The following is a 9,572-nucleotide window of genomic DNA, read 5'->3' as shown; positions in this document are numbered from 1 at the left end:
GGCCCCCCGGGAGGGCGCGCGCCCGTCCGGCGACGGCGGCGCCAGCTTCGCCGACTCCTTCGGCCAGGCCGTCGACTCGCTGCGCACCGGTGCCCGCGAGGAGCGCGGCGGGCGCGAGGAGCAGGCCGGCCGCGACGCCCGTGGCGTGCGCGAGACCCGTGACGCGCGAGACGTGCGGGACGCGCGGGACGTGCGGGACGCGCGCGACGATGCCGGCGCCCGCCCCGTCGAGCGCACCCAGCGCCCCGAGCGTCCCGCCGACGACCGCGCGCCCCGGCGCGAGGGCGCCGACGCCGCCCGCGGCAGCCGCGTGCACAAGCGCGACGGTGCCCGCCTCGAGCGGACCCGGGACACCGGCGCGCGCGACGGTGCCGTCGACGGTGCCGCCCGCGCCGAGGACGGGCAGGAGACCGCGCGCGAGGGCACCGCTCCCGCGGCGGGCGCCCCCGTCGACCCCTCGCTGCTCGGGCTGCCCGCGGCGCTGCGCGCCGTGCTGACGCTGCCGGCGCAGGTGCCGGCGGGGGAGCAGGCCGCCCCGACGGGTGCGATCGCCACCGCCGCCACTGCCACCACCGCCGGGACGGTCACCGTCGGAGCCACGGCCGGGACCACCGCGGGGACCACGGCCGCCGGGGCCGGTGCCCCCACCGCGCCGGCGGGTGCCGCCGCGACGGTGCCGGTCACCGCGACCGCCACCCCGGTCACCACCTCGCCCCTCGCGGCGCAGCAGTCCCCGCAGCCCCAGCAGTTGCAGGTGCCGGCCGCCCAGCCGGGCGCCGCGGCCGCGGCGGCGAGTGCGGGGCAGGTGCCCGGGCAGCTCGCCGGGCAGTCCGGGCAGGCCGCCGCCGCGCAGGCCGGTCCGGCCGTCCCCACCGCCACCGGCCCGCTGCCCGGTGGCGCCGAGGTGAGCACCGCCCCCGCCGCGCCGGTGCAGGCGTCCGTCGTGACGACGGCGCTGACCGGCCTGCCGGCCAGCGCGAGGCCCTCCGCGGTGACGGCCGCCGCGAGCGCCCCGCTGCCCGCCGAGGCCGCGGGTCAGGCTGCGGTGCAGCAGGTCGCGGCCGCCACCACCGCCACCGCGGCGGCCGGTGCGGCCGGCGCCGGGACCGAGGCGGCGGCCACCACGGCGGCCACCGCGGCGCAGCCGGCTCCCGCGACCGCGGCGCCGACGGCCCCCGTCGCCGACCAGCAGGCGCAGCTCCCGCCGGTCGCCGCCGGGACGGGCGGTGCCGGGCAGGGCGCGGGTCAGCAGTCCGGCCAGCCGGGCCAGCAGGGTCAGCAGTCCGCCCAGCAGCAGGTCCCCGCCGGCCTGCAGCCGCCCGCGCCGCGCCCGGTGCCGGGCGCCGGCGAGCCGGTGCCCGCGACCCCGGCCGCCGTCCCGGTCGTGCCGCAGCCGTCCACCGGGTCGCCGACCCCGGCGGCGCTGGTGGCCACCGGGCTGCCGAAGGCCACCGCGGTGACGGACCCGTCGTTCTCGCTCGCGGCACCGGTCGCGACCGCGCCGAGCGCCGCGGGCGCGGCTCCCGCCGTGGCCGCGACCTCGACGCCGCCGGCCCCGCTGCCGCTGACCAACCCGGCCGCGTTCGCGCAGGGCCTCAGCGCCCGCCTGGAGCAGCTGCCCACCGCCGACGACGTCCACCGCCTCACGGTGGAGGTCAACCCGCTCGGCCTGGGCCCGGTGAAGGTCACCGCCGAGGTCAGCGGGGGAGCGCTGCACGTGCAGCTGGCGGGTGCCTCCGAGGCCGCCCGGCACGCCCTGAAGGCCGCCGTCGGCGACCTGCAGCGCGAGCTGGCGGGCACGAGCTTCACCTCCACCACCGTCGACGTGCGCGCCGACTCCGGCTCCGCCCAGCAGCAGCGCTCCGCCGACGCCCAGTTCGGCGGCTCCGGCCGCCAGGGCGCGCCCTCCGGCGGGCAGGGCGGTGCCTCCGGCGGGCAGCCCGGCTACGGCGGGCGGGACGGCTCCCCGGCGGGCCGCGACGAGCAGCGCGCGGCCGGCCGGGCCGCCGTGGCTGCCGCGGCCGGCCGCCTGGACCTGCGGGTCTGAGGTGCACCTGTAGCCACCGGGCCGGCGATCACCTGAACAGTCCCCGTGGATCGCCCGCCCGGGCTACAGACCCCCACCCGTTCGACCGAAGGAGAAGGCATGACCATCGATGCGGCCAGCGGGGCGAACCCGTACGCGTCCCTCATCGCCACCTCGGACGCGTTCACGGCGACCGAGGCGGCGAAGAACGCCGGCAGGTCGGACACGTCCGCTGCGGCGGTCGCCAAGACGAAGACGGACAAGGACACCTTCCTCAAGCTCCTGGTGGCGCAGCTGAAGTACCAGGACCCGTCCAAGCCCGCCGACACCACCCAGTTCATGGCCCAGACGGCGCAGTTCTCCGCGCTGGAGACCATGCAGGAGGTGGCGACGAGCAGCGGCTCGATGCTCGCCGCGCAGAACAAGCTGCAGGCCAGCGCGCTCATCGGCCAGACGGTCTCCTACGTCGGCCCCGACGGGAAGACCGTCTCCGGCGTCGTGCGGTCGGCCTCCTTCACCGGTTCCTCCGCCGGCGGCACCGGCGGTGAGCCGCTGCTCGACGTGGCCGGCACCAAGGTCGTCCTGTCCAAGGTGACCACCGTCGGCGTCGAGGAGACGGCCGCTCCGGCGACCGCTCCGGCGACCGCTCCGGCCACGGGCGCCGCTCCCGCTGCCGGCACCGCTCCCGCCACCGGGGCGAGCTCGCCGAGCTCGTCCACCGCGCCCAGCTCGACCCCGGCCGCCGGTTCGTCGAGCTCCTCCGCGTCCGGCCCGTCCACGCCGACGGCCTGACCCCCGCACGTCCCTCCCGAACCCCGTCAGCCCCTCGAAAGGTCTGAAACATGCTCCGCTCCATGTTCTCCGGTGTCAGCGGCCTGCGCTCGCACCAGACGATGATGGACGTCGTCGGCAACAACATCGCCAACGTCAACACCGCCGGCTTCAAGAGCTCCGGTGTCGTCTTCGCCGACACGCTGTCGCAGCTCACCAAGGCGGCCGGCGCCCCGACCGAGGTCAGCGGCGGCACCAACCCCTCGCAGGTCGGTCTCGGCGTCCGCGTCCAGGCCATCACCCAGAACATGACGCAGGGCTCGGCCCAGGCGACCGGCAAGTCGACCGACCTCATGCTCAGCGGCGACGGCATGTTCGCGATCCAGCAGGGCGACGGCACCTTCTACACCCGCAACGGCTCCTTCACGCTGGACGCCGACGGCTCGGTCGTCACCAACGACGGCGGCTACGTCATGGGCTGGCGCCCGGACGCCGAGGGCAACGTCAACACCAACGGGCAGGTCACCAAGCTCGTCATCCCCTCCGACGCGGTGATGCCCGCCAAGGCGACGACCGAGGGCACCATCAGCGGCAACCTCGACAACACCCTCAACGCGGACGGCACCGCCCGCGAGGTGACGAGCAGCTTCAAGGTGTACGACGAGCAGGGCAACATGCAGACCGTCTACATGCGCTTCACGAACACGGCACCCAAGGGCAACGACTGGACGGTGACCTGGGACACCACGCCTCCCACCGAGCCCGGTGCACTGGCGAATGCCGCGGGCGCGCTGAACTTCGATGGCAACTCGGGCGCGACGCCGCCCACGGTCGACGGCGAGAAGGCCACCGCCGACTTCACCAGCATCACCGTGAACGGTCAGGCCGTCGACGTGAACCTCGACAGCCTGACCGGCTTCGTCGGGACGTCCGGCAAGAGCAACGTCGCCGGCAAGGACAACGGCTTCCCCATCGGCTCGCTGACCAGCTACTCCTTCGGCACCGACGGTGTCATCACCGGTTCGTACTCCAACGGGTACAAGCAGACCCTCGGCCAGATCGCGATCGCCTCGTTCAACAACGTGGCGGGTCTGCGCAAGGAGGGCAACTCCCTCTACAGCGTCTCCACCAACTCCGGCGCGCCCGTCTTCGGCATCGCCGGCGACGCCGGCCGCGGCACCATCCTGGCCGGCAGCCTGGAGATGTCCAACGTCGACCTGTCGGCGGAGTTCACCAACCTGATCCTGGCCCAGCGCGGCTTCCAGGCGAACTCGCGCATCATCTCCACCTCGGACGACATCCTGCAGGAGCTGGTCAACCTCAAGCGCTGACCCCGATCCGCCGAAGGCCCCCTGGGAGCACTCCCAGGGGGCCTTCGTCGTCGCTGAGCGTGATGACACGCAGGCCATTAGCACGAACGGGTGCACCAGGCAACCCCCTCTCAGGTCCAGGCCGGACACGCCGATTGATCAGTGAACCGGCCCACGGAAGGGCCCCGACTCCACCGCCAAGGATGGAACCCACGTGATCCTCGTGACTCGCCTCAACGGGTCGGTGTTCGCCGTGAACCCCGACCTGATCCAGCGCGTCGACGCGACACCAGACACGGTCATCACGCTCGTGGACGGCGCCAAGTTCGTCGTCACCGAGCCGCTGGCCGAGGTCGTCGAGCGCGTCATGGCGTTCCGCGCGCGCGTCGTCGCGACCGCGCACTCCCTGGAGGAGACGGGCGCCACCGCCCACGTCCTCGAGCTGCCGGCCCACGCCGACACCCCGGCGCACCCGACCCCGAACACCACCGCGAGCGACGCGGACGGCGAGCTGCCGGCCCCGGTCCCGCTGCACCGCAGGAGGCCGTGAGCCATGGACTTCGCCACCATCGGCGGGCTGGTCATCAGCCTCGCCGGCATCCTCTGGGCGCAGAACCACGAGGGCGGCAGCCTGGGTGACCTGCTGCTGCCCGGCCCGCTCGTCCTGGTCTTCGTCGGCACCCTCGGCGTCGGCTTCATGGGCGGCATCATGAAGGACGGCGTGGGCCTGATCGGGGTCCTCAAGACCGCCTTCCTCGGCAAGCCGAAGAACGCCGGCGAGACCGTCGGCGTCATCGTGCAGATGGCCGAGCGCGCCCGCCGCGAGGGCCTGCTGGCCCTCGAGGACGCGATCAAGGAAGTGGACGACGAGTTCCTGCGCGACGGCCTGCAGACGGCCATCGACGGCACCGACCCCGACGAGCTCTACGAGATCCTCACCGCCAAGATCCAGGCCAAGAAGGCCGCCGACAAGCAGGCCGCGAAGATCCTCGGCGACATGGGCGGCTACGCCCCCACCATCGGCATCTGCGGCACGGTCATCTCGCTGGTCGTCGTGCTGGCCAACCTGTCCGACGCCGCCGCCCTGGGCCCCATGATCGCCGGCGCGTTCGTCGCCACCTTCTGGGGCGTCGCGAGCGCGAACGTCTTCTTCCTGCCGCTGCAGAGCCGCTACATGCGCCTCATGGGCATCGAGGTCGCGCAGATGGAGCTGGTCGTCGAGGGCATCCTCGCCATCCAGGCCGGCTCCAACCCGCGCTCGGTGGCCAAGAAGCTGGAGAGCCTGCTGCCCCCGGGCACCGCCGTCCCGGACAAGAAGGCGGCCTGACATGGCCTCCTCGTCGCACAAGAGGCGGCACAAGCACGAGGAGCACGAGGAGCACGTCAACCACGAGCGGTGGCTGGTCTCCTACGCCGACATGCTGACCGTCCTCATGGCGCTGTTCATCGTCCTGTTCGCCCTCAGCCAGATCGACCAGCTGAAGTTCGCGCAGTTCAAGGACGGCCTCAACGAGGGCACCGCCAGCACGAACCTCGTGCTGTCCGGTAACCAGGGTGTCAACGACGTCGACAACGGCGCCGAGGCGGTCGACATCTCCCCGCTCGACGGCGGGGAGCCGATGCAGCCCCAGCAGGCGCAGAGGGTGCTCGACAACGCCGCCCGGGACCAGTCCGCGGCGGACCTGCAGGCCGCCAAGGAGGAGGTCGCCGCCTACCGCGAGCTGGAGAAGCAGATCGCGCAGGCGCTGACCGCCAAGGACGACCAGGACCAGGTGACCTACCGGATCACCTCCGACGGCCTCGTCGTCGGCCTGGTGGCCGACAACGTCTTCTTCGCCAACGGCTCCGCCGACGTCGAGCAGACCGGCCTGGACGTCCTGGACGCCGTCGCCCCCATCCTCGCCGCGCTGCCCAACGACATCGCGGTGCAGGGCCACACCAACTCGCTGCCGCTGAACGGCAACACCCGCTACCGCGACAACTGGGACCTCTCCGGGGCCCGCGCGTTCACGGTGGTCACGCGGTTCATCGGCCACGGCATCGCCACCGCCCGGCTGTCGGGCACCGGCTACGGGGAGAGCCGCCCGCTCTACCCCGACGGCGACGAGCGGGCGCTCACCGGCAACCGGCGCGTCGACCTCGTCGTCGCCTCGCCCAGCTCCGACGCCGTCAAGGCGCTGCTGCCGGAGGTCGCGGCCAGCACGCCCACCGACGGCCCGGCCGAGCTGAGCACCGGCACCACGACCGCCGAGGTGCCCGCCACCACCGGGGCCACCGCCGTCCCGGTCGACATCGCGGCCGACGCCGCCCCGCACATCGCCGAGGCCTCCAGCGCCGACGCGGACCACCACTGACCACCCGACGCACCCGCGGACCGAAGAGGAACCCGACCATGGCCAAGGACAAGAAGACCGGCGGCGACGCCAAGCCCGGCGGCGCGAAGAAGCTCATCATCATCGGCGCGGCCGCGGCCGTCCTGCTCGCCGGCGGCACCGGCGCCGGAGTGTTCGTGCTCACCAAGGGCGACACCGCGGCCGCCGCCGAGCCGGTCGAGGAGCACCTGGAGCCCGGCGAGGTCGTCGCGCTGGACCCCATCAGCGTCAACCTCGCCGACGGGCACTACCTCAAGGTCGGCATCGCCCTGCAGCAGGTGGCCAGCGAGGGCGGCGGCCACGGCGGCTCCACCGGCGTCGACGGCAGCAAGGCCCTCGACCTGACGATCAGCCAGTTCAGCGGCCTGACGATGACGGACCTGTCCAACGCCGAGCAGCGCACCCACCACAAGGAGGAGCTGCAGGAGAAGGTCGTCGAGGCCTACGTCCACGAGGTGGAGGGTCACGAGGAGAAGCAGGTCATGGGCATCTACCTCACCCAGTTCGTCATGCAGTGAGCTGAGCCCCGCTCGAGCGGGCCGCGCTCCCGCCGCGAGAAGGCCCCGGGCACCCGCCCGGGGCCTTCTCGCGTCCCGGCGGAGCCCGCCCCCGGCCGCGGGCCGCGCGGGCTCCGGCCTTGAGCTCCGCGGGCCCGACGACACCCGTTCGGATCAGCGCTAAAGGGTGACGGCCGTTCGTGCCGATAGGTTCCTCGTGGCAGCCGAGACCCCCACCAGCGCCGAGCGGACAGGCACCCGTCGCTCCCGACGACGTGGTGTGCCCGTCCCGTACGACTTCCGACGGCCGACCAAGCTGTCGCGCCAGCACGCCCGCGTGCTGGAGATCACCTACGAGGGCTTCTGCCGGCAGTGGGCGACGCTGCTGTCGTCGACCCTGCGCACCACGGTGCAGGTCGAGCTCGACGGCATCCAGCAGTACAGCTACGACGAGTACGCGGCGAGCCTTCCGATGCCGACCGTCATGGCCGTCTTCGACCCCGAGCCGCTCGTCGGCGCCGGCGTGCTGCACCTGGACACCGCCCTGGTGCTCTCCTGCATCGAGCGCATGCTCGGCGGCACCGGGGCCCCCGGCCAGCCGGAGCGCACCCTCACCGACATCGAGGCCGTCCTGGCCCGCGGCCTGGTCGAGCGCACCCTGGCCGAGCTGTCCTCCTCGCTGGTCACGGTCACCGACCTGCAGCCGAAGCTGACGGGCATCGACCAGAACCCCCAGTTCGCGCAGGCCGCCGCCGCCACCGACGTCATGATCGTCGCCTCCTTCCACCTGCAGGTGGAGCAGACCGCGGGCACCGCCACGCTGGCCATGCCGCTGGACCCGCTGTCGGCCGCGCTGACCGCCGCCGAGCTGCGGGTGGCCAGCCCCGAGGAGCTGCGGATCCGCCGCCTCATGCGCGACCGCCTCGACGACCACCTCGAGCACATCCCGGTCGAGGTGTCGGTGCGCCTGAAGGCCGCGCAGCTGCGCCCCGACGAGATCCTCTCCCTCATCCCCGGTGACGTGCTGCGCCTGCCGCACCGGGCCGACGAACCCCTCGAGGTCGTCTCATCCGACGCCCGCGTCGCCTCCGCCGTGGCCGGCAGCCGCGGTTCCCGTCTCGCCTGCCTGATCGTCCCGACCCCCGAGGAGAGCTCCCGATGAGCACCGCCACCCACACCGACCTCATGGCCACGCTGCGCGAGGCCGCCCAGGCAGCGCTCGCCGTCCTGCCGCTGTCGGCGCCGGGGACGATCACCGACGTCGTGGGCGTCGCCCAGGCCCCCGACCTCGGCGACGAGGGCACCGCGGTCTCCGCCAGCTTCTCCGGCGCCGCCTCCGGCCGCGTCACCGTCATCGTCGGCGAGGAGACCCTCAACACCCTCCTCATGAGCCCCGAGGGCGCGCTCGACCCGGTCGACGCCCTGCGCCCCGCGCTGGAGACCGTCGTGGTCAGCCTCGGCCAGTGCGCCCTCGAGCCGGGCGTCGAGGGCGACCCGGCCGACGCGCTGCGCGCCATCGACGGCGGTGCCGTCGCGCTCGTCGGCGCCGGCGGGGAGACCCTGGCCCTCATCGGCCTCACGCTGTCCGCCACCGCCGTCGCCGCCGCCGCGGCGGCCGCCACCGCCACCGCCAGCGCGCAGGCCACCGCGGCCGCCGCCGCGGTCGGCGCGCAGAGCTCCGGCGGCCCGCGCCGCACCATGGACCTGCTGCGCGACGTGCAGATGGACGTCACCGTCGAGCTGGGCCGCACCCACATGACGGTGCAGGACCTGCTGGCGCTGACCCCCGGCTCGGTCGTCGAGCTGGACCGCGCCGCCGGCAGCCCCGCCGACATCCTCGTCAACGGCCAGCTCATCGCCCGCGGTGAGGTCGTCGTCGTCGACGAGGACTACGCCATCCGCATCACCGAGATCGTCACCCCGGGGACGGAGGCCGGCGCCTGATGGACGCCGTCGCCGCGATCGCGCGGACGAGCTTCTCCCTCGTGGCGGTGCTCGGGCTCCTGTACCTGATCTCCCGCTGGCTGCGCCGGCGCGGGGGCGTCGGCGCGGCCGGCGCGGCGGAGTTCGCCGTCCTGGCCCGCCAGAGCCTGGGGGCCAAGGCCTCCGTCGCGCTGGTGAAGGTGGGGGAGAGGGCCCTCGTCGTGGGCGTCACCGAGCAGGGCGTGAGCCTGCTCGGCGAGACCGACGTGGCGACGGTGCTCCCGCAGGCCGAGGCCGCCGGGACGGACGAGACCGCCGAGGCGGCCGAGGCGGCCGGCCCGGCCGCGGTGGACGGCGTGGACGTGCGGGACCGGACCACCGACCAGAGCACGGGCCCGGCGCTGCCGGGCGCGGGGGAGCGCTACGTGCGCCGCGACGGCGAGACCGTCGCCGTCAAGGCCCGCCACGCCTCCCCGGCCGCGGGCGGCATCAACGGCTCGGCGCTCTCGCCGGCCACCTGGACCAAGGCAGTGGACGTGCTGCGCGAGAGGACGACCCGCCGGTGACGAACAGCCCCACGCCCGCCCGCACGCGGCGCGCGCGCCGCCTGGCGGCGGGTCTCGCGCTCGCCGGCGGCCTGGTCCTCGGCTCCGCCGCCGGCGAGCGCGAGACC

General features: G+C 74.3%; 10 protein-coding genes. All 10 read left to right on the top strand.

Translation table 11 applies throughout. The annotated features are described in order from the left end of the window. On the top strand, window positions 1-2,047 hold a 2,047-nt coding region (locus GTQ99_RS14980; RefSeq protein WP_205707534.1), incomplete at its 5' end, for a flagellar hook-length control protein FliK. Window positions 2,048-2,146: 99 nt separating this feature from the next. Further along, window positions 2,147-2,818, top strand: a complete 672-nt coding sequence (locus GTQ99_RS14975) for a flagellar hook capping FlgD N-terminal domain-containing protein (protein ID WP_166616541.1) — start codon at window positions 2,147-2,149, stop codon at window positions 2,816-2,818. Between the two features lie 50 nt (window positions 2,819-2,868). Further along, on the top strand, window positions 2,869-4,128 hold the full coding sequence (locus tag GTQ99_RS14970) for a flagellar hook protein FlgE (protein WP_166616540.1): 1,260 nt from the start codon (window positions 2,869-2,871) through the stop codon (window positions 4,126-4,128). Between the two features lie 193 nt (window positions 4,129-4,321). Continuing rightward, a complete protein-coding gene (locus GTQ99_RS14965) occupies window positions 4,322-4,657 on the top strand; it encodes a flagellar FlbD family protein (protein ID WP_166616539.1) in 336 nt (111 codons plus the stop codon). Between the two features lie 3 nt (window positions 4,658-4,660). Beyond that, window positions 4,661-5,434, top strand: coding sequence for a motility protein A (locus GTQ99_RS14960; protein ID WP_166616538.1), 774 nt, complete (start codon window positions 4,661-4,663; stop codon window positions 5,432-5,434). 1 nt (window position 5,435) lies between these two features. After that, window positions 5,436-6,461, top strand: coding sequence for an OmpA/MotB family protein (locus GTQ99_RS14955; RefSeq protein WP_166616537.1), 1,026 nt, complete (start codon window positions 5,436-5,438; stop codon window positions 6,459-6,461). A gap of 38 nt (window positions 6,462-6,499) precedes the next feature. Next, window positions 6,500-6,997, top strand: coding sequence for a flagellar basal body-associated FliL family protein (locus GTQ99_RS14950; protein WP_166616536.1), 498 nt, complete (start codon window positions 6,500-6,502; stop codon window positions 6,995-6,997). 259 nt (window positions 6,998-7,256) lie between these two features. Beyond that, a complete protein-coding gene (locus GTQ99_RS26990; RefSeq protein ID WP_166616535.1) occupies window positions 7,257-8,138 on the top strand; it encodes a FliM/FliN family flagellar motor switch protein in 882 nt (293 codons plus the stop codon). Next, window positions 8,135-8,920, top strand: a complete 786-nt coding sequence (gene fliN, locus GTQ99_RS14940; protein ID WP_166616534.1) for a flagellar motor switch protein FliN — start codon at window positions 8,135-8,137, stop codon at window positions 8,918-8,920. The genes GTQ99_RS26990 and fliN overlap by 4 nt, the downstream gene beginning before the upstream one ends. Then, window positions 8,920-9,465, top strand: coding sequence for a flagellar biosynthetic protein FliO (gene fliO, locus GTQ99_RS14935; RefSeq protein WP_166616533.1), 546 nt, complete (start codon window positions 8,920-8,922; stop codon window positions 9,463-9,465). Before fliN ends, fliO begins: the two co-directional genes overlap by 1 nt. Window positions 9,466-9,572 lie beyond the last annotated feature (107 nt).

It is taken from the genome of Kineococcus vitellinus, from assembly GCF_009906315.1.
In the GTDB taxonomy this organism is placed as follows: Bacteria; Actinomycetota; Actinomycetes; order Actinomycetales; family Kineococcaceae; genus Kineococcus; species Kineococcus vitellinus.
This window is presented reverse-complemented; position numbering and strand designations above follow the sequence as displayed.

Coding starts and splice junctions, on each gene's coding strand:
- GTQ99_RS14950 (WP_166616536.1), top strand. CDS start 6,500: ATGGCCAAGGACAAGAAGACCGGCGGCGACGCCAAGCCCGGCGGCGCG.
- fliN (WP_166616534.1), top strand. CDS start 8,135: ATGAGCACCGCCACCCACACCGACCTCATGGCCACGCTGCGCGAGGCC.
- GTQ99_RS14975 (WP_166616541.1), top strand. CDS start 2,147: ATGACCATCGATGCGGCCAGCGGGGCGAACCCGTACGCGTCCCTCATC.
- GTQ99_RS14960 (WP_166616538.1), top strand. CDS start 4,661: ATGGACTTCGCCACCATCGGCGGGCTGGTCATCAGCCTCGCCGGCATC.
- fliO (WP_166616533.1), top strand. CDS start 8,920: ATGGACGCCGTCGCCGCGATCGCGCGGACGAGCTTCTCCCTCGTGGCG.
- GTQ99_RS14970 (WP_166616540.1), top strand. CDS start 2,869: ATGCTCCGCTCCATGTTCTCCGGTGTCAGCGGCCTGCGCTCGCACCAG.
- GTQ99_RS14955 (WP_166616537.1), top strand. CDS start 5,436: ATGGCCTCCTCGTCGCACAAGAGGCGGCACAAGCACGAGGAGCACGAG.